This is a genomic window from Curtobacterium sp. 18060, from assembly GCF_902706105.1.
Lineage (GTDB): Bacteria > Actinomycetota > Actinomycetes > Actinomycetales > Microbacteriaceae > Curtobacterium.
Map to the genome: position 1 here is coordinate 1 of NZ_CACSJV010000030.1, position 23034 is coordinate 23034.

At 71.3% G+C, this 23034-nt stretch carries 20 protein-coding genes; 9 read left to right on the top strand and 11 right to left on the bottom strand.

Annotated elements, in window-relative coordinates; genetic code table 11:
• Nucleotides 1-260: 260 nt before the first annotated feature.
• Nucleotides 261-1211 (bottom strand): hypothetical protein, encoded by a 951-nt coding sequence (locus GVL05_RS13450; RefSeq protein WP_159573434.1) that lies wholly within the window; start codon nt 1209-1211, stop codon nt 261-263.
• A gap of 123 nt (nt 1212-1334) precedes the next feature.
• Between GVL05_RS13450 and GVL05_RS13455 the strand changes: the two genes are divergently transcribed.
• A complete protein-coding gene (locus tag GVL05_RS13455) occupies nt 1335-1757 on the top strand; it encodes a DUF3054 domain-containing protein (protein ID WP_235035981.1) in 423 nt (140 codons plus the stop codon).
• Between the two features lie 11 nt (nt 1758-1768).
• Nucleotides 1769-2782, top strand: a complete 1014-nt coding sequence (locus tag GVL05_RS13460) for a LacI family DNA-binding transcriptional regulator (RefSeq protein WP_131921617.1) — start codon at nt 1769-1771, stop codon at nt 2780-2782.
• 272 nt (nt 2783-3054) lie between these two features.
• Here GVL05_RS13460 and GVL05_RS13465 read toward each other — a convergent pair whose 3' ends face one another.
• Together GVL05_RS13465 and GVL05_RS13470 are read right to left on the bottom strand one after the other, a co-directional pair.
• Entirely contained in the window at nt 3055-3708 is a 654-nt protein-coding gene (locus GVL05_RS13465; RefSeq protein WP_131845375.1) for a spermidine/putrescine ABC transporter substrate-binding protein, read from the bottom strand.
• 71 nt (nt 3709-3779) lie between these two features.
• Nucleotides 3780-4724, bottom strand: coding sequence for a DUF3097 domain-containing protein (locus tag GVL05_RS13470; RefSeq protein ID WP_159573436.1), 945 nt, complete (start codon nt 4722-4724; stop codon nt 3780-3782).
• Between the two features lie 78 nt (nt 4725-4802).
• Here GVL05_RS13470 and GVL05_RS13475 point away from each other — a divergent pair, with 78 nt between their 5' ends.
• The 7 genes from GVL05_RS13475 to GVL05_RS13505 all read left to right on the top strand — a co-directional run bounded on the left by GVL05_RS13475 (nt 4803) and on the right by GVL05_RS13505 (nt 13038).
• Entirely contained in the window at nt 4803-5852 is a 1050-nt protein-coding gene (locus tag GVL05_RS13475; protein WP_159573437.1) for an alcohol dehydrogenase catalytic domain-containing protein, read from the top strand.
• A gap of 137 nt (nt 5853-5989) precedes the next feature.
• Complete coding sequence (locus GVL05_RS13480; RefSeq protein WP_123294056.1) at nt 5990-7231, top strand: ROK family transcriptional regulator; 1242 nt, start codon at nt 5990-5992, stop codon at nt 7229-7231.
• Between the two features lie 126 nt (nt 7232-7357).
• The gene (locus tag GVL05_RS13485; protein ID WP_235035982.1) at nt 7358-8716 is read left to right on the top strand and encodes an extracellular solute-binding protein; all 1359 of its coding nucleotides are present in this window, start codon (nt 7358-7360) and stop codon (nt 8714-8716) included.
• Nucleotides 8716-9756, top strand: coding sequence for a carbohydrate ABC transporter permease (locus tag GVL05_RS13490; RefSeq protein ID WP_200849231.1), 1041 nt, complete (start codon nt 8716-8718; stop codon nt 9754-9756). Before GVL05_RS13485 ends, GVL05_RS13490 begins: the two co-directional genes overlap by 1 nt.
• Nucleotides 9756-10646: a carbohydrate ABC transporter permease gene (locus GVL05_RS13495; protein ID WP_131845374.1), complete on the top strand. Its 891-nt coding sequence runs from the start codon at nt 9756-9758 to the stop codon at nt 10644-10646. Before GVL05_RS13490 ends, GVL05_RS13495 begins: the two co-directional genes overlap by 1 nt.
• Before the next feature lie 8 nt (nt 10647-10654).
• Nucleotides 10655-11962, top strand: coding sequence for a 6-phospho-beta-glucosidase (locus GVL05_RS13500; protein WP_159573438.1), 1308 nt, complete (start codon nt 10655-10657; stop codon nt 11960-11962).
• Nucleotides 11950-13038, top strand: coding sequence for an N-acetylglucosamine kinase (locus GVL05_RS13505; protein WP_235035983.1), 1089 nt, complete (start codon nt 11950-11952; stop codon nt 13036-13038). The genes GVL05_RS13500 and GVL05_RS13505 overlap by 13 nt, the downstream gene beginning before the upstream one ends.
• A 49-nt stretch (nt 13039-13087) precedes the next feature.
• Here the strand turns inward: GVL05_RS13505 and gap are convergent, their stop codons facing one another.
• The 8 genes from gap to GVL05_RS13545 form a co-directional block, all read right to left on the bottom strand.
• A complete protein-coding gene (gene gap / locus GVL05_RS13510) occupies nt 13088-14092 on the bottom strand; it encodes a type I glyceraldehyde-3-phosphate dehydrogenase (protein ID WP_159573439.1) in 1005 nt (334 codons plus the stop codon).
• A gap of 111 nt (nt 14093-14203) precedes the next feature.
• The gene (locus GVL05_RS13515; RefSeq protein ID WP_159573440.1) at nt 14204-15154 is read right to left on the bottom strand and encodes a GlxA family transcriptional regulator; all 951 of its coding nucleotides are present in this window, start codon (nt 15152-15154) and stop codon (nt 14204-14206) included.
• 51 nt (nt 15155-15205) lie between these two features.
• The gene (locus GVL05_RS13520) at nt 15206-15928 is read right to left on the bottom strand and encodes a methyltransferase domain-containing protein (protein WP_159573441.1); all 723 of its coding nucleotides are present in this window, start codon (nt 15926-15928) and stop codon (nt 15206-15208) included.
• Nucleotides 15925-17004 carry a type III polyketide synthase gene (locus tag GVL05_RS13525; RefSeq protein WP_159573442.1) on the bottom strand — a complete coding sequence of 360 codons (1080 nt, stop codon included), beginning with the start codon at nt 17002-17004 and terminating at the stop codon, nt 15925-15927. Before GVL05_RS13525 ends, GVL05_RS13520 begins: the two co-directional genes overlap by 4 nt.
• Before the next feature lie 120 nt (nt 17005-17124).
• Nucleotides 17125-18630: an Asp-tRNA(Asn)/Glu-tRNA(Gln) amidotransferase subunit GatB gene (gene gatB, locus GVL05_RS13530; RefSeq protein ID WP_159573443.1), complete on the bottom strand. Its 1506-nt coding sequence runs from the start codon at nt 18628-18630 to the stop codon at nt 17125-17127.
• Nucleotides 18630-20174 carry an Asp-tRNA(Asn)/Glu-tRNA(Gln) amidotransferase subunit GatA gene (gatA, locus tag GVL05_RS13535; protein WP_111085022.1) on the bottom strand — a complete coding sequence of 515 codons (1545 nt, stop codon included), beginning with the start codon at nt 20172-20174 and terminating at the stop codon, nt 18630-18632. Before gatA ends, gatB begins: the two co-directional genes overlap by 1 nt.
• Nucleotides 20171-20470 carry an Asp-tRNA(Asn)/Glu-tRNA(Gln) amidotransferase subunit GatC gene (gene gatC / locus GVL05_RS13540; protein ID WP_111085021.1) on the bottom strand — a complete coding sequence of 100 codons (300 nt, stop codon included), beginning with the start codon at nt 20468-20470 and terminating at the stop codon, nt 20171-20173. Before gatC ends, gatA begins: the two co-directional genes overlap by 4 nt.
• A 145-nt stretch (nt 20471-20615) precedes the next feature.
• Nucleotides 20616-22937, bottom strand: a complete 2322-nt coding sequence (locus GVL05_RS13545) for a transglycosylase domain-containing protein (RefSeq protein WP_159573444.1) — start codon at nt 22935-22937, stop codon at nt 20616-20618.
• Between the last annotated feature and the right edge of the window lie 97 nt (nt 22938-23034).

The window sequence follows — 23034 nt, forward strand, 5'->3', positions numbered from 1 at the left end:
CGGCGGCGGGGTCGGCGGCGGCGCGCCCGCACCGTGCCGGCCTCGCCACCTGGTGCGAGGTTGACCGCTCCGTGCCCGCCTACAAGCTCGCACCAAGCGGGCAACGCACCCCCGACCGACGAAAGGCGCACGGTGCGAAGTCAGCCGGACCCACGGATGACCTCGCACCGAGCTGACTTCCTACCGCCGACCGCGCGACTTCGCACCGTGCGCCGCCTGCAGGGCCGGAACAGAGTCGCACGGTGCGCGGTCGAGCGGTCTCAGCGCGACATCCGCACGCCAGCCTGACGGAGCTTCGCCCGCAGGGTCCACTCGTTCCGCAGGTCGGACCAGGTCAGCCGGAGCACGATTCGGACCTCGGGGAACGCGCGGAGACGGTCCTCTCGGATCTTCTCGTCGAGTAGTGCTTCCTCAGGGGTACGCCCGCGCAGGTACTCACGGCGCTGGTACTTCACGGCACCGTCGAACTCCACCACCACCCCGGACTCCGGGAACCAGAAGTCCACGACGATGTCCGGCTCGCCCGCCGTCCGGAACCGGTGTTGGAGGACGGGGGTCGGCGTACCGAACTGGTCGAACCGGGCGCGTGCGTAGGACTCCCCGGGTGAGTCCGACGCGGCGTCGGCGAAGTCGACGGCCCGCAGTGCTCGCCGCCGGCCCTTCTGTCCCCGCCGCTCGACGGCCGACCGGACCAGGTCTCGCTCCACCGCACGGCGGAGGAGCGAGTCAAGGGCGACGATCGCATCGGTGAAGGGCAGCGTGAGCGCCAGATCCGTCGCCAGCCGCTCCAGCCCGCACAGCACCAGCCCATCCGGTGTCGTCACTGCTCGTCGGTTCCGCTCGGGGTCGAGGTCCGCGTGCACGATGAAGGTCGCGTTGGTGGTCCGCCGGTCGCCGCCGCTCGAGGTCACGTGGATCCGCGTCGGTGGCGGGGTCAGGAGCGGCACGCCGAAGACCACCGCCGCGGACACGTGGGACACCAGGTCTCCTGGCCGGATGCGGTCGGCGAACGAGCGCACGCGGACGTGGTGCTGCTCGGTGGTCCGGAGTGCTGCCCATCCAGCGGCCTCCGCGTACAGACCGCGTGCGACCCGGATGAGCTCTCCTGCCGCCGCCCGTCGTCTGATGACGTCGGACTCGTCAGGCCGCTGCGCTGATGTTCGGTAGGTGAGGACTTCGGGGACTGGTGCGAGCTTGAGGTTCATCGACATGCCCCGATGGTCGGGAACCCGGTGGGAGAACGCAGCGCCGGACACGAGCCCTGTGGACGGATCACCGCCCGCAGGCCGTGTGGAGGAATGAGTCCCACCACCGGAGGCTGCGAGACTGTCCGGGTGAACACACGCACCTGGGGTTGGCTCGCAGCCGTCATCGACGTCGTCCTCATCGTCGTCTTCGCGCTCATCGGCCGCTCCTCCCACGGCGAGGGCAACACCGCACTGGGGATCTGGACCACCGTCTACCCGTTCCTGGCGGGCTGGGCGATCGGGTACGTGACGAGCGGAGCCTGGGCCCGCCCGCTGCGCTTCTGGCCGACCGGCGTCGTCGTCTGGATCCTCACGGTGTTCGTCGGCATGGCGATCCGCGTCGCCACGGGTCAGGGCGACGTCGACGGCAACCCGCTGCCGATCTCCTTCGTCATCGTCGCCACGATCGTGCTCGGGGTGTTCCTGCTCGGTTGGCGCGCGATCGCCCGCGGGGTGCTGCGCTTCACCGCGTCGCGGTCCCGGCAGGACGCCGCCGCGACCGAGGCGTGAACGGCAGCCGCGTGAACGGCAGCCGCGGGTCCCAGCCGACCATCCTCGACGTCGCCGCACGAGCAGGCGTCTCGAAGTCGGCCGTGAGTCGGGTCCTCTCCGGCACCGGACGGTTCTCCGACGAGACTCGCGAGCGGGTCGAGCGCGCCGCAGCCGAGCTCGGGTACGTCGCCAACGCCATGGCACGCGGGCTCGTCAGCGGTCGGACGCACACCATCGGCATGCTCGTCCGCGATGCGTCGTCGATGGTCTACACCGCACTGCACGCCGTGATGGAGCGACGCGCGTCCGAGCTCGGCTACCGCGTCGTCACCACCACGGGTGTCGGCCGTGTCGAGGACGAGAAGTCCGCACTCGCCGCACTCGTGTCGATGCGGGTGGACGGCCTCGTGGTCTGCAGCGGCTTGATGCCGTCGGCCGACATCGCCGAGTTCGCCCCGCGGATCGCCACCGTGGTCGCCGGTCGGCCCGAACTCCACCCGGCACTGTCCAGCGTGTACTGCGACGAGGTGGACGGTGGCGCGACCATCGCCGACGCCGTCGCCGACGCCGGCCACAGCACGGTCGCCGTACTCACCGTCCCGCTCGACAACGCGATCACGCAGCACGCCCGCTCGACGGCGATGGTCGAACGGCTCCGCGCGCGTGGTGTCCGGGTCATCGACATCGACGCCAGCTTCGTGCGGCCGCCCGACGACCTCGCCGCTGATCTGGTCGACGCGATGCACGAGTCGGACGTGACCGCGGTGATGTGCCCGACGGACCGGCTCATGCTCGACGTGTGCGAGGCGCTCGCCCGCGGCGGTGTCCGGGTCCCGCACGATCTGTCGGTCACCGGGTTCGACGGCGTGTACCCCCTCGCGAGCGACTGGATCGGGTTCACGACGCTCGAGCAGCCGATCGAACGCATCGGCCGCGAGGCGATCGACCTCGTCATCGGCCGGATCGACGACCCGACGCGTGCTGTCGAGCACCGCTCGCTCCGGGGCACGGTCGTGCCCGGCCGCACCCTGCTCCCCCGCTGAGTGACGGACCACGCTCGGTGCGAGCTTCGCCGGCCCATGCGGGGTCAGCTAGTCAACCACGGTGCGCTCCGGGGTAGACGGTGCCAGCTTCGTGGGCACGTGCGAGGTTCCCGAGTGCTGCACGGTGCGAGCTTCGCCGGCCTGTGCAGCAGTGATGGCTCGGTGCGGCGCCACAAGGGCGCACGGAGCGGGCAACCTCGCACGGATCGCGGGACTCCGCACGGTGCGGGCTTCGCCGCCACCGCCACCGCGCCGCGCCGCGCGCGTCGCCGTCAGAACAGCCCGCTGCGCGGCCCCTCGTCCGGACCGTCGAACCCGCGGAACATGTCGGACACGAGTGCCTCGATCTGCGGTTCGACCAGGCGCTCGACCGCTTCGGCGATGCGGGGCCGGTGGTCGATGAGCGCCAGGCACACCGCCGTCCCGGTCGAGCGAGCGCACTCGTCGGACAGCTCGATCTCGTGCCGGAGCGCCGCCTTGGCCTCGTCGGACAGCGGCTCCCTCGGTGCCTGCTCACCCGCGCCCGTCCCCGCCAGCTCCCCGAGCGTGAAGAGGAACGGCGAACCCGGCGAAGGCTCCGGATCGACGTCGAGGCCCTGGAACTCGGGCGACAACCCCTCCGCCGGCTGGTACCCAGCGTGCCGCTTCCGCGCCGCGGCCCGCTCGAGCTCGCGCTGCAGCAGCGGCAGGTTCTTGGCGGTGTAATCGTCGACGGCGTCCTCGACGATGGTCGAGATCCGTCCGATGAGCGCGTGCTGGACGGCGTGCGGGACGTCCTGCCCGAAGCCGGCGGCACTCGCGATCGGGGATCCGGTGCACTTCCGGCAGATGCGGGTGCGCGGGCGGGCCGTCCCGATCTGCCAGCGCGGCAGCCAGCGCAGCCAGACGTCGACAGCGCTGCGCACGCGTCCGTCGATGCCGTCCATCCCTCAACAGTAGGCCGGGAGGCGCGGATCACCTCCGGATCCACGCGACTGTTGACGGATCGGCCGGGTTCTCAGGCCTTGGGTTCCGTCACGAAGTCGATGAGCTCCTCGACGCGGCCGAGCAGCTGCGGCTCGAGGTCGGCGAAGGTGCGCACCTGCCCGAGGATCCGCTGCCAGGCCCGGGCGATGTCGGCCTGCTCGGCGTTCGGCCACCCGAGCGCCTGGCAGATCCCCTTCTTCCACTCGATCGACCGCGGGATCGTCGGCCAGGACTGCAGTCCGACGCGGGCGGGCTTCACGGACTGCCAGACGTCGACGAACGGGTGCCCGACGACGAGCACGTGCGCGCCCCACTTGCCGCGCATCACGGCGTCGGCGAACCGGGACTCCTTCGACCCGGGCACCAGGTGGTCGACGAGCACGCCGACGCGACGGTCTCGCGAGGGCTGGAACTCATCGAGCACCGAAGCCAGGTTGTCGACGCCGGAGAGCTCCTCGACGACGACGCCCTCGACGCGCAGGTCGGTTCCCCAGACCTTCTCGACCAGTTCGGCGTCGTGCTTTCCCTCGACCATGATGCGCGAGGGCAGAGCCACCCGGGCACGCTGCGACTCCACCGCGAAGGATCCGGACGCGGTGCGGAGGCGACCACCGTCGGACGCCTGCCGCACGGCGGGCGCGGCCCCGGGCCTCCAGTCCGAGTGAACGGAACCCAGCGAACCCGGCGAGCCGGCAGCGGCTGCGGCAGACCGGCCGACCGGCGCCTGCGGGCGGCCCAGCGTGACGAGCTCGCCCTCGAGCAGGAACTGCCCGGTGAAGGGGAAGGAACGGGTGCGGCCCTTCCAGTCCTCGAGTGCGATGTTGCCCGCCTCGAGTCCGACGACGGCACCAGCCCACCCGGAGTCCGGGTCCTCGAGCACCATGTCGCGTTCGAGCGGCACCTGCCGCACCTTCTTCACTCCGCGGGAGCGCCAGTCTCCCGAGAGCACGTCCCCGCCGTACCGGTCGTCGTCCACCCGCACGAGGGTACTGTCGACGTCGGCCCGGACGACGTCGACCGCGCCGACACCCACCATCTCGACGGAAGGCCTCCCGTGCGCGCAGCGATCATCCACGCCCCCAACGACATCCGCGTCGAGGAGCGCGACCGCCCCTCGGTCCTCACCCCGAAGGACGTCGTCGTCAAGGTCGTCGCCGCGTGCGTGTGCGGCTCGGACCTGTGGCCGTACCGCGGCGTCACGAAGACGAAGGAGCCCCGGCCGATCGGGCACGAACTCGTCGGCGAGGTCGTCGCCGTCGGCGACGCGGTCACCGACCTGCACGAGGGCGACTTCGTGATCTCCCCCTTCACCATGAACGACGGCACCTGCCAGGCCTGCCGCCACGGGATGACCAGCGGCTGCGACCACCTGTCCGGATTCGGCGGGAAGGACGCGTACGGCGACCCGGTCGGCGGCGCGCAGGCCGAGTACGTCCGCATCCCGGATGCGTCCGCGACGCTGGTCGCGGTGCCCGGCCCCGTCGACCCGGCGCTCGTGCCGTCGCTGCAGACCCTGTCCGACGTGTTCTCCACCGGGCACCACGCCGCGGTGTCGGCGGCGGTCGGTCCGGGCAAGACGGTCGTGGTGGTCGGCGACGGTGCGGTCGGCCTGTCCGCCGTGCTCGCGTCGAAGCGACTCGGCGCCGAGCGCATCATCGCCATGAGCCGGCACGCCGATCGCCAGGCGCTGGCACGCGAGTTCGGCGCGACGGACATCGTGTCCGAGCGCGGCGAGGAGGGCGTCGCGGCGATCCGCGCGCTGCTCGGCGGCGACCTGGCCGACTGCGCGGTCGAGGCCGTCGGCACCGAGGAGAGCATGGACCAGGCGCTGCACTCGGTGCGTGCGGGCGGCAACCTCGGCTTCGTCGGGGTCCCGCACGGCGTGCCGACCATCGGCACGCGCTACCTCTTCGACACGAACATCGCCGTCGCGGGCGGGATGGCGCCGGCACGGAAGTACATCCCCGAGCTGCTGCCCGACGTGCTGTCCGGAGCGATCGACCCGGGGCGCGTGTTCGACCTCGAACTGCCGCTCGACGAGGCCGCCGAGGCGTACCGGGCGATGGACGAACGTCGGGCGATCAAGGTGCTGCTGCGGCCGTAGGCGCCGGTCGCTCGCGCGTGCCCGGCCGGCGTCCGGCGCACCTCCGTCGGGGCGGCACGTTTCGCGCAGCAGAACGCGTGTTTCGAATCGGTAAACAAACCTTTCAGTAAAGAAGGTTGTCCGTTACAGTCCTCGACATGACCACACGAGGACGCACCCCCGGCCAGCCCGGTCTGCTGCGCGTCCTGAACGACCGTGCGGCCCTCGAGCTGCTGCTCGACGACGGCCCGCTCACCCGCAACGAGATCGCGCAGCGCACCGGGCTCAGCAAGCCCACCGCCGCCGAGATCATCCGCCGGCTCGAATCGGCTGCGCTCATCCGCCAGGCCGGCACGGACACCCAGGCCGGGCGTCGCGGGCCGAGCGCCGTCGTGTACGAAGCGATCACCGACCGCGACCTCGGTGTCGCGGTGGACGTCCAGCTCGTCGACGTCCGGTCGACCGTGGTGGACGCCGCCGGTCGCACGTTCCCGGTCGCCACGCACCGGATGTCCGAGGCCGAGGTGCGCTCCCCCGGCGCCGACATCGTCGCCGCAGCGATCTCCCGCGCAGCCGCCGCGGCCGGTGTCGACCCCGAGCTCGTCACCGCCGTCGCGGTGGGTGTGCAGGCGAGTGTCGACCACGCCACCGACACCCTCATCTTCACCGACGGACTGCCCGGCTGGCCTCGTGAGCAGGTCAGCGCGACCCTCTCCGCCGAGCTCGGGGTCCACGTCGTCGTCGAGAACGACGCCAACCTCGCCGCCATCGCCGAACGCAACATGGGCGCCGGTCGGGCTCCCGGGTCGTTCGCGCTCTTCTGGATGGCCGAGGGCCTCGGCATGGCCCTCGACCTGCACGGTCACCTGCACACCGGCGCCTCCGGTGCCGCGGGGGAGATCGGCTACCTCAGCGTGCCCGCCGACGCACGCTCCATCGACCCGACGGCCACGATCGTCGCGGACCTCATCTCCGAGTCCGCGATCATCGCCCTGGCCGCCGAGCACGGGATCACGGCACCGGACGGCACCGCAGCCGACTGGCGCCAGGTGCTCCCGCAACTGCCCGGCCTGCCCGAGCAGCACCCCTTCACCGTCGCCCTCGGCGAGCGCGTCGGGCACAACGTGCTCCCCGCCCTCGCCGTGGCCGATCCCGAGACGGTCGTCCTGCACGGCCCGACCGGGATCGCCGGTGGCCCCGCCCTGGCCGCCGCCGTGACCGCCTGGCTCCGGACCCGCTCGCGCTGGTCCACCGCCGTGGTCGCGCCCGGCGTCCCCGACACCCCTGTCCTGCACGGTGCGCGGCACGTCCTCATCGACGTCGTCCGCACCGCGCTCGCGGACCGGCTCGAGCGCATCAGTGACGATGCCCCGACGCCGGACCCCGTCGAGCGCCCCTGAACGTTCCACCCGCACCACTCGAGGCACCATCACCCAGCCCTGTCACAGGGCTCTTCGTCGCGCCCGGAAACGGGCGGCGCCCGGAAACGGACGGCGACGGAGCGAGACCAGAGAGCGAGTACCGCCTTGTCCCTCCCCGAACCGAACGTCCCGCGCCGCCGGGTGTTCCGCCGCATCGCCACCGCCACGGCCGTCGCCGCGGCCGGCGCACTCGTCGTCGCCGGCTGCAGCTCCGGCAGCAGCGCCGACTCGATCGAGAAGAGCGCCCCGAAGGAACTCAAGGGCACCGTGTCCCTGTGGCACTTCTTCACCGGCCGTGAAGCCGGCGTCGTGAAGACCGCCGTCGAGGGCTTCGAGAAGGCCAACCCCGACGTCACCGTCGACATCCACGCCGGTCAGGACGACGAGAAGCTGCAGAAGGCGATCTCGTCCGGCCAGAACATCGACGTGGGTCTGTCGTACTCGACCGCGATCGTCGGCAGCTTCTGCTCCTCGGGTGCCTTCCGCGACCTGTCGCCGTACATCAAGCGCGACAAGGTCGACCTGTCCGACATCCCGAAGGCGGTGCAGTCGTACACGCAGTACAAGGGCACGCGCTGCACCCTGCCGGCCCTCGCCGACGTCAGCGCGCTCATGTACAACAAGCCGCTCCTCGAGAAGGCGGGCATCACGACTCCACCGAAGACGCTCGACGAGCTGAAGACCGACGCGCTGAAGCTGACGACGTACAACGCCGACGGCTCCATCAAGCAGCTCGGCTTCAACCCGCTCATCGACTTCTACGAGAACTCGCCCGAGCACTGGGCGCCGATGGTCGACGGCTCGTGGCTCGACAGGGACGGCAACAGCGTGATCGGTACGTCCGACGCGTGGAAGAAGCTCATCACCTGGCAGAAGGGCTTCGTCGACGAGATCGGCTACGACAAGCTCAAGGCCTTCACCTCCGGCCTCGGGCAGGAGTTCGCGGCCGACAACGCGTTCCAGACCGGTCAGGTCGCGATGCAGATCGACGGCGAGTACCGCACGGCGTTCCTCAAGGACCAGAAGCCGGACCTCGACTACGGCACGTCCCCGACCCCGGTGATGGACGGCCTCGGCAACTACGGCTCGACGTACATCGCGGGCAACGTCGCGGGCATCGCGAAGGGGTCCAAGAACCCCGAGCTGTCGTGGGCGCTCCTGAAGTACCTGTCCACCAACACCGACGCGCAGGTCACGATGGGCAACGGTCTGAAGAACATCCCGACGCTCACCTCGGCGCTGGAGTCCCCCGACCTCGAGGTCGACGAGAACTACAAGACCTTCGTTGACGTCGCGGGCAACAAGGACACGATGACCTCGCCGGGCACCGCGGACGGTGCCGCCTACATCGGCACCTTCACGAAGTTCTGGCAGGCCTACCAGCAGAACGGCGGCGACCTCGACGCGAAGCTGAAGAAGCTGGACTCCGACATCGACAACGCGAACCAGCTGGCTGGTCCGTGATGAGCCTCACCACCAAGACGACCGGCCGGGAGGCGCGGCTCGCCCGCGCCGCCCGGCCCACGGGCCCGACGGGGTCCGGTCCGGTGCCCCCGACGGCTCCGCGACGTCGGCCCCGCTCCGCAGAGTCCCGGCGCCGCCTCGTCGCCCTGACGATGCTCGCGCCGGCCCTGGCGGGCCTGGTGATCTTCTTCGCCTACCCGCTCGTCGCGTCGATCTTCTACTCGTTCACGCGCTACAACCAGCTGCAGGAGCCCGAGTTCGTCGGGCTGCTGAACTACAAGTTCCTGTTCACCCAGGACCCGCAGATCGGGCCCGCGGTCGTGAACACGCTGTGGTTCGTCGTCATCCTGGTACCGGTCCGGATCGTGTGCGGACTCCTGGTCGCCGGGCTGCTCAGCCGGGCCAAGACGGCCACCGGGTTCTGGCGGACGCTGTTCTACCTGCCCGCCCTCGTCCCGCCGGTCGCGAGCGTCGTGGCGTTCGTCTTCCTCTTCAACCCGGGCACCGGGCCGGTGAACCAGATCCTCCGGGTCTTCGGCATCGACGGCCCGCTGTGGTTCAACGACCCGGCGTGGTCGAAGCCGTCGCTCGTGATCCTGGGGGTCTGGGTGATGGGCGACATCATGATCATCTTCCTGGCGTCGCTGCTCGACGTGCCGCGCGACCTGTACGAGGCCGCGTCGCTCGACGGTGCGAACGGCGTCCAGCAGGTCCGGCACATCACCCTGCCGACGATCGCCCCGGTGATCGGGTTCGCCGCCGTGACGGGGGTGATCGCCGCGCTGCAGTACTTCACCGAGGCGGCCGTCGCCTCGGGCGTCGCGAGCGGCAAGGCGACGATCGGTGGCGGGACCGCCGCCCAGCTCGGCTACCCGGGCACCTCGCTGCTCACGTACACCGAGCTGCTCTACCAGCACGGGTTCGCGAACTTCCAGTTCGGCTACGCGTCCGCCATGGCCGTGGTCCTGTTCGTGATCACCGCCGTGGTGCTCGTCTTCACGATGCGTCGGATCAGTGTGTTCCGGCCGGAGGAGTCCTGATGACCGCTGTGTCCCAGTCCCCGCTCGCCCGGGCGCCCCGGGGTTCCGCTCCCCGCGCCGGCAGGCCGCGCGGTCGCACGCTCGTGTGGATCGCCGAGCACGCCGCCTTGGTGGCCCTCGGCGTCCTGACCATCGCCCCGATCGTGTTCGTGGTCCTGACCTCGCTGATGTCGAGCAACCAGGCCCTCACGGCGTCGATCGTGCCCCGGCCGTTCGACTTCTCGAACTACGCGCGGGTGTTCACCGAGCTGCCGCTCACGCAGTGGTTCGGCAACTCGTCGATGTACGCCGTCCTCGCCACCGCGTTCATGCTCATCAGCTCGGTGCCGGCGGCCTACGCGCTCGCCCAAATCAAGTTCAGGGGCGCGAACCTGATCTTCACGGTGATCATCGTCGCGATGCTCCTGCCGCCGCAGGTCACCGCGGTGCCGGTCTACGTGATGTGGTCGCACCTGCACCTGACCGGCACCCTGTGGCCGCTCATCCTGCCGAACCTGCTCGGCGACGCGTTCAGCATCTTCCTGCTCCGCCAGTTCTTCATGACCATCCCCAAGGAGTACGGCGACGCCGCCCGCATGGACGGCTGCAGCGAGTGGGGCGTGCTCTGGCGCGTGGTCGTCCCGATGGCCCGCCCGGGCATCGCGTCGGCGGCGATCTTCATGTTCTTCCACTCGTGGAACGACTACTACGGCCCGCTCCTGTACGCGTCCGAGAACCAGGCCGCCTGGCCGGTGGCGTACGGGCTCGCCACGTTCCGCGGGCAGCACGGCACCGACTGGTCGATGACGATGGCGATGACCGTCGTCGTCATGGTCCCCGTCGTCATCATCTTCTTCTTCGCACAGAAGGCATTCGTCGAGGGCATCGCGCTCACCGGCGTGAAGGGATAGCAGCTCCAGTGAAACTCACAGTCGTCGGTGGCGGATCCACCTACACCCCCGAACTCGTGGACGGCTTCGCCCGGCTCCGCGACCAGCTCCCCATCGACGAGCTCTGGCTCGTCGACCCCGACCCGGTGCGCCGCGAACTCGTCGGCGGTGTCGCCAAGCGGATGTTCGCGCACGCCGGCCACCCCGGCACGATCCACGTCACCGACGACGTCGTCGCCGGGGTCACCGACGCCGATGCCGTCATGTTCCAGCTCCGCATCGGCGGGCAGGCCGCACGCCAGCAGGACGAGACGTGGCCGCACGAAGCGTGCTGCATCGGCCAGGAGACCACCGGTCCGGGCGGGTTCGCGAAGGCGCTCCGCACCGTGCCCGTGGTCCTGGAGTACGCCGAACTCGTCCGGAAGCACGCTAAGCCGGACGCCTGGATCGTCGACTTCACCAACCCCGTCGGCATCGTCACCCGCGCCCTGCTCGAAGCCGGACACCGCGCCGTCGGCCTGTGCAACGTCGCGATCGGGTTCCAGCGACGCTTCGCGAAGGAGTTCGGCGTCGCCCCCGACCACGTCCGGCTCGACCACGTCGGCCTGAACCACCTGACGTGGGAGCGCGGCGTGCACGTCACGGGCGCGGACGGCGTCGAGCGCGACGTCATGGCGGACCTGCTCGCCGAGTCGGACGGTGCCCTCGGCCGGACGGCGGAGAGCGTGCACATGCACCCGGACCTCCTCCGCCTGCAGCACGCGATCCCCTCGTACTACCTGCGGTACTTCTACTCGCACGACACCGTGCTGCAGGAGCAGCTGCACGAGCCCACCCGTGCCGAGGCCGTCATGGAGACCGAGCGGGCCCTGCTCGCGAAGTACGCCGACGAGTCCGTCGTGACGAAGCCCGCCGAACTCGAGCAGCGCGGCGGCGCCTACTACTCCGAGGCGGCGATCGACGTGCTGTCCTCGATCCTCGGCGACCGCGGCGACGTGCAGGTCCTCAACGTGCGGAACGACGGCACGTTCCCGTTCCTGCCGGACGACCACGTCATCGAGGTGCCGTCGCGCGTCACCCGCCAGGCGATCACGCCGTTGCCGGTCTCCCCGCTCGACCAGGACATGGTCGGTCTCGTATCGCACGTCGCCGGGTACGAGCGGCTCGCGCTCGACGCCGCGGTGCACGGTGGCCGCGACCGGGTGCTCCGTGCGATGTGGGCGCACCCGCTCGTCGGGCAGGTGGACAAGGCGGAGCAGCTCACCGACCTGCTCCTGGCCGCGAACGCGGAACACATCCCGTGGGCGCGATCGGAGCAGGTGACGTGGGCGGGCTGAGCCGGACCGGCGCGGCGGGCCCGGCCCGAGCCTCCCGTCCGCCCGCGCCGGTCCCACCGGACGCGACCGACGTCGTGCTCGCGGTCGACGGCGGCGGGAGCAAGACCGACGTCGTCGCGATCGCACTCGACGGGACCATCGTCGGGCACGCGCGCGGTCCGGGGTCGAACCCGCAGACGCGGGGCTGGGACCTCGCCGGCCCGATCCTCGACGACGTCCGCGCGCGCGTCGTCAGCGAGCTGGGCGACCGGCGCATCCGGACGACGCACGTGTACCTGGCCGGGCTCGACCTGCACGACGAGCTCGTCGCGGCGACCGCGGCCCTCGCGCACTGGGCCGAGGACGGCGGCGAACCGCACGTCCTGGACAACGACCTGTTCGCGCTGCTGCGGGCCGGCACCCTGTCCTCCGACGCCGCGGCCGTGGTGTGCGGCACCGGGATCAACGCCCTCGCGGTGCGGGCCGACGGCACGACCGCACGGTTCCCGGCCATCGGGGACGTCTCCGGCGACTGGGGTGGCGGCGCGTGGCTCGGCAACCGGGCGCTCTGGCACGCGGCGCGGGCCGACGACGGTCGCGGCCCGGCGACGGCGTTGGTCGACGCGGTGCCGGCGGCGGTGGGCCTGCGCAGCGTCCGCGAGGTCACCGAGGCCATCCACTTCGGCCGCTTGGACCAGCGGGTGTTCAACCGGCTCTGCCCGGTGCTGTTCGAGGTCGCCGGAGCAGGAGACGCCGTCGCGACGAGCGTCGTCGAACGGCAGGCCGAGGAGATCGTCCTGCTCGCCGCGGTCGCACTCGAGCGCTTGGGCCTCGGTGGTTCGGCGGCCGAGCCGGTGCCCGTCGTGCTCGGCGGCGGGGTGCTCGCTGCTCGGCACCCGTTGCTCGTCGACGGTGTCGTCGACGGGCTCGCTGCCCGGGTCCCCGGAGCGGTGCCGACCTGGGTGACCGATCCCCCGGTGCTCGGCGCGGGGCTGGCGGCGCTGGAGTCGGTCGGTGCCGACGACGCGGCGCTCGAACGGTACCGCGAGGCCGTGCGCTCCCGTGCCTTCGCGAGCACGACCGCGCTGATCCGCTGACGCGCGCGCGGGCGCGCGGGCGCGCGGGTCCGGCGGCGGCCCCGCGCGCCTACGCCCGCGCCAGCATCCCGAGCGTGTCGACCACGCGGTTCGAGAAGCCCCACTCGTTGTCGTACCAGGCGACGACCTTCACGTGCCGGCCCTCGTCGACGCGGGTGAGCAGCGAGTCGAAGATGCTCGACTCCGGCCGCCCGGTGATGTCCGTCGACACGAGCGGGTCCGCCGTGAACGCCAGGACCCCGGCGAGCGGTCCGGCAGCCGCGGCGCGGTAGGCCTCGTTCACCTCGTCCACGGTCACGTCTCGCGAGACGACGGTGTTCAGCTCGACGATCGACCCGACGGGCACCGGCACGCGGATGGCGTCACCGGACAGCTTGCCCTCCAGGCGGGGCAGCACCAGCCCGATGGCCTTGGCCGCTCCGGTCGTCGTCGGCACGATGTTCACGCCGGCTGCGCGGGCCCGACGCAGGTCGCGGTGCGGCCCGTCCTGCAGGTTCTGCTCCTGCGTGTACGCGTGCACGGTGGTCATGAACCCGTGCTCGATGCCCGCCAGGTCGTCCAGCACCGATGCCAGGGGTGCGAGCGCGTTGGTCGTGCACGACGCGTTCGAGATCACCGTGTGCACGGCCGGGTCGAACGTGTCCGAGTTCACGCCGTACGCGATGGTGGCGTCCGCTCCGGTGGCCGGCGCACTGATCAGGACCCGTCTGGCGCCGGCGGACAGGTGGCCGGCTGCCGCGTCGCGTGCGGTGAAGCGTCCGGTGGACTCGAGGACGACCTCGACGCCGAGTTCGGCCCAGGGGAGGTCCGCCGGCGAGGTCGATGCGAGCACGCGGACGCGGCGGCCGTCGATGACGAGCGTGTCGCCGTCGACCTCGACGGTGCCGTCGAACGGCCCGAGGGCGGAGTCGTAGCGGAACAGGTGCGCGAGCGTGTCGGGGGCGGTCAGGTCGTTCACGGCGACGACCTCGAGGTCGTCACCGCCCCGTGCGAGCAGGGCGCGGAGCGTGTTGCGGCCGATGCGGCCGAAGCCGTTGATGGCGATGCGGGTCATGTGGAGTTCCTTTCGTTCCGTGGTCCATGCTCACGGGCCGGGAGGCACGGCTCCAGTGGCAGGGAAGCCAGTGTCCGAAAGGATGTCGCCACCACCGCCGCGACAGCGCGGTCAGTCTTGGAACGTCCGTCGGTACTCGGTGGGCGAGGTCCCGAGGATCCGCCGGAAGTGCGTCCGCAGGTTCGCGTCGGAGCCGAGGCCCGCTCGCTCGGCCACCTGGTCGACGCCGAGGTCCGACTGCTCCAGGAGCTCCCGCGCGAGGTCGACGCGCGCCCGCAGCACCCACTGCATCGGCGTGTACCCGGTGTCCTCCACGAACCGGCGTGAGAACGTCCGGGTCGACACCGTGGCGTTCCGCGCGAGCGCTTCGAGCGTGAGCGGCTCGGCGAGGTGCCGGAGCGCCCACTCCCGGGTGTCGGCGAACACGTCGCCGAGCGGTTCGGGAACGCTCCGCGGCACGTACTGCGCCTGGCCGCCGCTGCGGTACGGGGCGCTGACGAGCCGTCGGGCGACGTGGTTCGACAGCGCCACACCGTGGTCCTGTCGGACGATGTGCAGGCACAGGTCGATCCCGCTCGCGGCGCCGGCACTCGTCAGCACCGAGCCCGCGTCGACGAACAGCACGTCCTCGTCGACGTCCACCTCGGGGTACCGCTCACGGAGCACCCGCGTGTAGTGCCAGTGCGTCGTCGCCCGGCGGCCGTCGAGCAGCCCGGCTGCCGCGAGCGCGAACGCCCCCGTGGAGATCGCCGCGATGCGGACGCCGCGCTCGTGGGCCCTCGCGAGTGCCCCGACGACGTCGGTCGGCGGCGCCGAGTCCGACGGGCGGCGGTAGCCGGGCACGAAGACGGTCTCGGCCCAGTCCAGTGCCTCCAGCCCGTGGTCGACCGCGTAGGCCAACCCGTCGCCGCCGGTGATCCGACCGACCCGGGGGCCGCACACCCGCACCTCGTAGGGCATGCTCGGCCGGTTCGAGAACACCTGCGCGGGGATCCCGACGTCGAGCGGTTTCGCGCCGTCGAGCACCAGGACCGCGACGCGGTGCAGTGGGAACGCAACCATGCCGGCGACGCTAGCGGACGCGACCGCCCGGCTCGCGGAGTGCCCTGACCGTCAGGCGTCGCGGACGGCCAGCACCCGGTGCGGCGATGACCGTTCCGCTCGCCACCCGGTCGGCAGTGTGTCCCGCAGCTCCGCCAGGGTGAAGGACCGGCGGATCGACCGCAGGCCGTCGACCCGCACGAAGGTCCCCGCGGACACCAGCGGCGACGCCAGCGCGTACGCGCGGTAGGCCTCGCGTGACCGTCGGATGTCCGAGTGCACGCTGCGACCCGACGCGAGCGCCTCCGAGTCCGCCAGGAACCCGTTCCGCTCGTCGTCGCCCAGGTGGTGCAGGACGTGGTTCGACACCACGACGTCGAACCGCTCGCCCGCCGCCACCAGGTCGCCGCTCGACTGCTGCCGGAAGGTGACACCCCGCGGTGCCCGTCGGTTCGCCGCGTCGATCGCCCGCGGGTCCGGGTCGACCCCGACGACCTCGACGTCGAACCCGTCGCTTGCCGCCCACCGCACGACGGCCCGGGCCAGGTCGCCGCCGCCGCACCCGAGGTCGAGGACCCGGGCGCGGCCGTTCACCGGCAGGGCCGGTACGACGTGGGTCCGCCACGCCGAACGCCAGCCGCTCACCAGGGCGTTGACGAGGGCGAAGCGCCGGAAGGTCCGCGCGAGCGCGCGCGGGTCGCAGTCCGGGTCGTCCATGAGTTCGGTCAGGTCGACCGCGCGCGTGCGCAGGTCGAGGACCGGGAGGCCCGTGGAGCCGCCGTCAGGACGGCTCACGTGCGCACCATGGTCAGTCGCGCACTCTCGACCGTGAGGCCGGGGCCGAAGGCGAGCGCCACGACGGCAGCACCGTCCGGGATCCCGGCGTCGAGGGCCTCGCGGAGCACGAACAGCACGGTCGCGCTCGACATGTTGCCGTGGTCGCGCAGCACCGTCCGGCTCGCCGCGATCGCCGTGTCCGGCAGGTCGAGCGCCTGCTGCGTGCGGTCGAGGATCGCACGCCCACCGGGGTGCACGGCCCACACCGGCACGTCGACGGCCGGTCCGTCGAGCAGCGACGCGACGGCCTCGGCGACGCTGCTGCCGACGAGCTTGGGGACCGCGGTGCTCAGGACCATCTCGAAGCCCTCGTCGCCGATGTTCCAGGCCATCTCGCCGGCGCTCTCGGGCACGACGGCGGTGGCGAACGCGTCGAGGCGCAGGCCGGGGCCGTCGGCGGTGACCACGACGGCGGCGGCACCGTCCCCGAAGACGCTGTTCGCGACGATCTGGTCGGGGTCGTCGCTCGCGCGGACGTGCAGGGTGCAGAGCTCGGCGCAGGCGACCAACACGACGGCGTCCGGGTCGGCCTCGGCGAACGCGGCCGCGATCCGGAGCGCCGGGAACGCCGCGCAGCACCCCATGAACCCGATGTGGTGGCGGAAGACGTCACGGCGCAGGCGGAGCTCGGTCACGATGTCCAGGTCCGGGCCGGGCTGCGTGAAGCCGGTGCACGACACGGTGACGACGTGGGTGACGGACGCCGCGTCGACGTCTGCGCGGTCGAGCGCGTCACGAGCAGCCTCGACGAAGAGCGTCGGTGCGAGCTCGCGGTAGCGGTCGTTGCGGGTGCCCGTCGAGGGCGAGTGCAGCGCGCCGTCCGCGTCGCGGAACGCGCCCGCTGGACGGCTCCGGTCGAGTTCGGCCAGCACGGTGTGCCGGTGCTCGACCGCCGAGGCGTCGAAGGCTGCGGGGACGAGCCGCCGGCCGAGACGACCGAGCTCGGGCTGTGCAGCGAAGAGGTCTCGCACGGCAGCCTGCTCGAGCGTCGTCTCCGGGACGGCGGTTCCGATGGCGCGGATCGTTGCGGACACGGTTCATCCTGTCACCGGGTCGCTGACGCGTCCCCAGATTCGACGATCTCGAACGCGACCACGGACGGACGGGAGGCGCGGTGCCAGCTGGCACCGCGCCTCCCGTCCGTCGGAACTCGTCTACGCCTGCTGCGCGCGCTCCAGCACCAGCTCGCGGACGCGGGCGGCGTCCGCCTGGCCCTTCATGGCCTTCATGACGGCACCGATGATGGCGCCGGCGGCCTGGACCTTGCCGTCCTTGATCTTCGCGAGCACGTCCGGCTGGCCGGCGAGTGCCTCGTCGACCGCGGCGGTCAGCGCCGAGTCGTCGGAGACGACCTTGAGCCCACGGGCCTCGACGACCTGGGCCGGCGAGCCCTCGCCGGCGATGACGCCCTCGAGCACCTGTCGGGCCAGGCGGTCGGTCAGGTCGCCGGACTCGACGAGGGCGATGACCTCGGCGACGTGCTGCGGCGACACGAGGTCGCCGGGCTCGGCGTCCTGCGCGTTCGCGACCCGGCTGATCTCGCCGGTCCACCACTTGCGGGCGGCCTGCGGCGCGGCTCCGGCGGCGACGGTGCCCTCGACCTGGTCGAGCAGCCCACCGTTCACGACGTCCTGGAACTCCAGGTCGGCGAAGCCCCAGTCACCCTTGAGGCGACGGCGGCGAGCCACCGGGGCCTCGGGCAGGGACGCACGGAGCTCCTCGACGACCGCGGGGTCGGGCACGACCGGCAGCAGGTCGGGCTCGGGGAAGTAGCGGTAGTCGTCGGCGTCCGACTTCGGACGGCCGGCCGAGGTGCGGCCGGTGTCCTCGTGCCAGTGACGGGTCTCCTGCGTGATCGATCCGCCGTCGGCCAGGATCGCGGCCTGGCGCTGGATCTCGTAGCGGATCGCACGCTCGACGGCACGGAACGAGTTGACGTTCTTCGTCTCGGTACGGGTGCCGAGCTTCTCCTGGCCGCGGGGGCGCAGCGAGATGTTGGCGTCGCAGCGCAGGTTGCCGCGCTCCATGCGGGCCTCGGAGACACCGAGTGCGCGCACGAGGTCGCGGATGACCTGCACGTACGCGGCACCGAGCTCGGGGGCACGGTGCTCGGCACCGAAGATCGGCTTCGTGACGATCTCGACGAGCGGCACACCGGCGCGGTTGTAGTCGACGAGCGAGTACTCGGCACCCTGGATGCGGCCGGTGGCACCACCGACGTGCGTCAGCTTGCCGGCGTCCTCTTCCATGTGGGCGCGCTCGATCGGGACGTTGAAGATCGTGCCGTCGGCCAGTTCGACCTCGACCTCGCCCTCGAACGCGATGGGCTCGTCGAACTGCGAGACCTGGTAGTTCTTGGGGTTGTCCGGGTAGAAGTAGTTCTTCCGGGCGAACCGCGACGACTCGGCGATCGAGCAGCCGAGCGCGAGCCCGAGCTGGATCGAGTACCGGACGGCCTGCGCGTTGACGACGGGCAGCGACCCGGGCAGCCCGAGGTCGACCGGCGTCACGTTCGTGTTCGGCTCGCCACCGAAGAAGTTCGGCGCGTCCGAGAACATCTTGGTCTTCGTCGCGAGTTCGACGTGCACCTCGAAGCCGAGCACCGGCTCGTAGCGCTCCAGTGCCTCGTCGAAGTCCATGAGCGCGTCCTTCTGCGCCATCAGATCACACCTTCCTGCGCAGCCGACTGCTGACTCTGGTCGAGGTCCGGGATCCGGTCGATGAGCGGGGCTCCCCACTGCTGTTCGAGCAGACGCTCGAGCGCCGCACCGTAGCGGTACAGGCGGGCGTCCTCGCGCTGCGGGGCCATCAGCTGGACGCCGACGGGCAGGCCGTCCTCGGGTGCGAGGCCGTTCGGGATGCTCATGCCGGGCACGCCCGCCAGGTTCGCCGGGATCGTGGTGAGGTCGTTGAGGTACATCGCGAGCGGGTCGTCGATGCGCTCACCGATCGGGAACGCGGTCGTCGGGGCCGACGGGCTGATGAGCAGGTCGACCTGGTCGAACGCGGCCTGGAAGTCGCGCTGCACGAGCGTGCGGACCTTCTGCGCCGAGCCGTAGTAGGCGTCGTAGTACCCGGCGCTCAGGGCGTAGGTGCCGAGGATGATGCGACGCTTCACCTCGGGACCGAACCCGGCTTCGCGCGTGGCGGCCATGACGTCCTCGACCGTCGCACCGTTCTCCGGCGTGACGCGCAGGCCGAAGCGCACCGAGTCGAACTTCGCCAGGTTCGACGAGGCCTCGGCCGGCAGGATCAGGTAGTAGGCGCTGATCGCGTAGGCGAAGGACGGGGCGTCGATCTCGACGACGACCGCACCGGCCGACTCGAGCAGCGCGACGGTCTCCTGGAAGCGCTGCGTGACGCCGGCCTGGAAGCCGTCGCCCCCGGCGAGCTCCTTCACCACGCCGACGCGCAGGCCGCGCAGCGTGTCCGCCTGCAGTCCTTCGCGGGCGGCGGCGGCCATCGAGGGCCAGGCGTCGGGGATCGAGGTGGAGTCGCGCGGGTCGTGCCCGCCGATGACGTCGTGCAGGAGCGCGGCGTCGAGGACGGTGCGGGCGACCGGGCCGATCTGGTCGAGGCTGGACGCCAGGGCGATCGCGCCGTAGCGGCTGACCCCGCCGTAGGTCGGCTTCACACCGACGGTGCCGGTGACGGCGCCGGGCTGGCGGATCGAGCCACCGGTGTCGGAGCCGAGGGCGATGGGTGCCTCGTGCGCGGCGACGGCAGCGGCCGAGCCACCGCCGGACCCGCCGGGGATGCGGTCGAGGTCCCACGGGTTGTGGGTCGGTCCGTACGCCGAGAACTCGGTGGTCGAGCCCATCGCGAACTCGTCCATGTTGGTCTTGCCGAGCGGCACGAGGCCGGCGGCGCGGAGCTTCGCGACCGGGGTGGCGTCGTACGGCGGCATCCACCCTTCGAGGATCTTCGAGCCCGAGGTGGTCGGCATGTCCTGCGTGCACAGGACGTCCTTGATCGCGATCGGGACACCGGCGAGGGGCCCGAGGTCGTCGCCGGCCGAGCGACGCGAGTCGATCGACTTCGCGACGGCGATGGCGTTCTGGTTGACGTGCAGGAAGGCGTGCACGTCGCCGTCGACGGCCGCGATGCGGTCGAGGTGGGCCTGCGTGGCCTCGACGCTCGAGACGTCGCGCGCCACGAGGGCGTCGGCGAGCGCCGCGGCGCTCATCCGCGTGATGTCGGTCACTGTTCTTCTCCCAGGATGGCGGTCACTCGGAACCGTTCGCCGTCGGAGTCCGGCGCTCCGGAGAGCGCCTGCTCCTGCGTCAGCGTCTGGCCGACGACGTCGGGTCGGGTGACGTTGCCGAGCGGCACGGGGTGGCTCGTCAGCGGGACGTCGTCGGTCGCGACCTCGGCGACCTTGGCGACGCTCTCGACGATGTGCGACAGCTCCCCGGTCAGCTTCTCGATCTCGTCGGGCGTGAGTGCGATACGTGCGAGGTTCGCCAGGTGCGCGACCTGCTCGCTCGTGATGTCAGGCATGGTGCTCCGTCGATCGGTTCGTGGACGTCCGACAGTCTATTGGCTGCGGTCGATCACGCAGGCGCGGCTGTGGACGGCTGCCTGGAGGCCCGTCACCGGTCCGCCGGACCGGTGACGGGCCTCCAGGCGGCGTGGACCCGAGCCGTCACTTCCCGTTCTGGTCGCCCGCTGCCGGAGCTGCCGTGGCGGCGGGTGCCGCCGGTTCCGCCGGAGCAGCCGGTGCAGCGGGTGCAGCGGTCTGCGTCGGCGTGGTCGGCGTCGACTGGTCGGCCTGCGACGCGCCGGATCCCGACGACGCCGAGGACTGCGACTGCGACGACTGCGACGGGTGGCTCGCCTGCCCGATCATCGCCTGGCTCGGCGTGGGCAGGGCGTCCCCGCCGACCGTCTGGTCCAGGTACGCCATCATCGACTTCCCGACCCCGAACTTCGCGCTGTACCCGGTGGTGCCCTGCAGGAACGGCCAGTTCGCCAGGCTCACGCTCCCCTGCACGTTCCCGATCCAGGTGGCGTTCGTGTACTTCGTCGACGACGCGACGAGCCAGTTCTGCACGTCGCCGTCGGTGGTGCCGGTTTTCGCGAACTTCGGCACGCTGTCGCCGGGGTTCGCACTGGCGGCGGTGCCGGAGCCGGACAGCACGCCCTGCAGCGCGTAGTCGACGGTGCCGGCGACGTCCGCCGAGACCCCCTGCGTGCAGGACGACGGCGTCGGGGTGATCTTCGTGCCGTCCGACTCGGTGACCGAGTCGATCGCGGTCGGCGTGCAGACGACGCCGCCGTTCGCGAAGCCCGCGTACGCTTCGGCCAGGTCGATCGGCGACAGCTCGTTGACGCCGAGGATCGACGAGGGTGTCTGCCCGAGGGCACCGCCGTCGGCGCGGTGGATCCCCATCGACTGCGCGAGCTGCGCGATCTTGCAGAGGTCGAGCTGCTTGCCCATCGCGCCGAAGGCGGTGTTGATCGACTCGACGGTGGCGGCCTGCACGGTCATCGACGCCGGCACGGACTCGGCGTTCGCGACCGGCCACGTCCCGCCGCTGACGTTCTGGCAGGAGTTCGTGAACTCCGAGTTCTGGAACGTGTGCTCGGTGGTCGACACCGACTCGGACAGGGTGTGGCCGGTCGCGAGCCACTCGGCCAGGGTGAACACCTTGTAGGTGGAGCCGGTCTGGAACCCGCCGGAGTTGCCGTAGCCGGAGTCCGCGCTGTAGTCCACCGCGGTCGACCCCGCTGCGGCGTTGTCGCCCTGCGTGTACGACGTGTTCTGCACCATCGACATGATGCGTCCGGTGCCGGGCTCGACGGTGACGTTGGAGCCGCCGACGTCGACGCCCGCCATCGTGGCGGGCACGTAGGTCGACAGTGCGGTCTGCGCCTGGCCCTGCAGGTCGAGGTCGAGCGAGGTGTGGATCTGCAGGCCCTTGGTGTCGAGCGTCGCGATGCGCGCCGCGGCGGTCTTGCCGAACGCCGGGTCCTGCAGCACCTGGTCGCGGACGTAGTCGCAGAAGTAGCCGGCGTCGTAGTTCGTCGCCGCGGTCGAGCAGCCGTTCGCGGTCTCGGTGATCTTCGGCGTGACCGGGGTCGCGATGGCCTTCGTCATCTCGGCCTTCGTGATCGACCCGTGCGCCTGCATGCGGCGGAGCACGTAGTCGCGTCGCTCCTTGGTGAGCGCGTAGCCGTTCGCCTGCCCGTTCGCCTTGTCACCGGGCACGTCGATGCGCAGGTTCGAGGGGTTGTTGAGGATCGCCACGAGCGTGGCCGACTGCACCAGCGACAGGTCCTTCGCGTGCACGCCGAAGTAGTACTCGGCACCGGCCTCGGCGCCGTACACCCGACCGCCGAGCCCGACGATGTTCAGGTACCCGGTCAGGATGTCGTCCTTCGAGTACTTCTTGTTCACCGCGATCGCGTACCGCATCTCCTGCAGCTTCCGCTGCGGGGTGACGCCGGCTGCGTCCTCGTAGCAGGCCTCCACCTTCTTCGCCGTGGCGGCCTGGTTCTTGCCGGTGAGTTCCTCGCACTGCTGCACGAGGACGTTCTTGACGTACTGCTGCGTGATGCTCGATCCGCCCTGGACGTCGCCGCCGACGACGGTCGCGGCGACTCCGCGCAGCGTGCCGAGGACGTCGATGCCGCCCTCGTCGTAGTAGCGGGGGTCCTCGGTGTCGATGGCGGCCTGCTTGAGCGTGTCCGCCATCTGGTCGGCCGTGACGTTCGTCCGGTTCTCGGCGTAGAACGACGCGATCTTGACCTGCTTGCCGCCCTTCGTCGCGTACACCGACGACACCTGCTGCGGCGTCTGCACGTCGAGGTAGCTCGGGAGGTCCTCGAAGAACGCGACCGCACCCGAGGTGCCCTCACCCGCGACGGCGACCGCGGGCGTCACCGCGACGGCGACGAGCATGCCGGCGAGCACGGACATCACCACGAACATCAGGAGAGCACCAGGCCATCGCACCACACGCATGCCCCGAACCGTAGGGAGGCGGGCTGTACTGGTTCTGCCGTGGGACCGACTGAGGCTGCGCCGTCGCTCAGGTTGCCGCACAGGCACCACCTGTCGC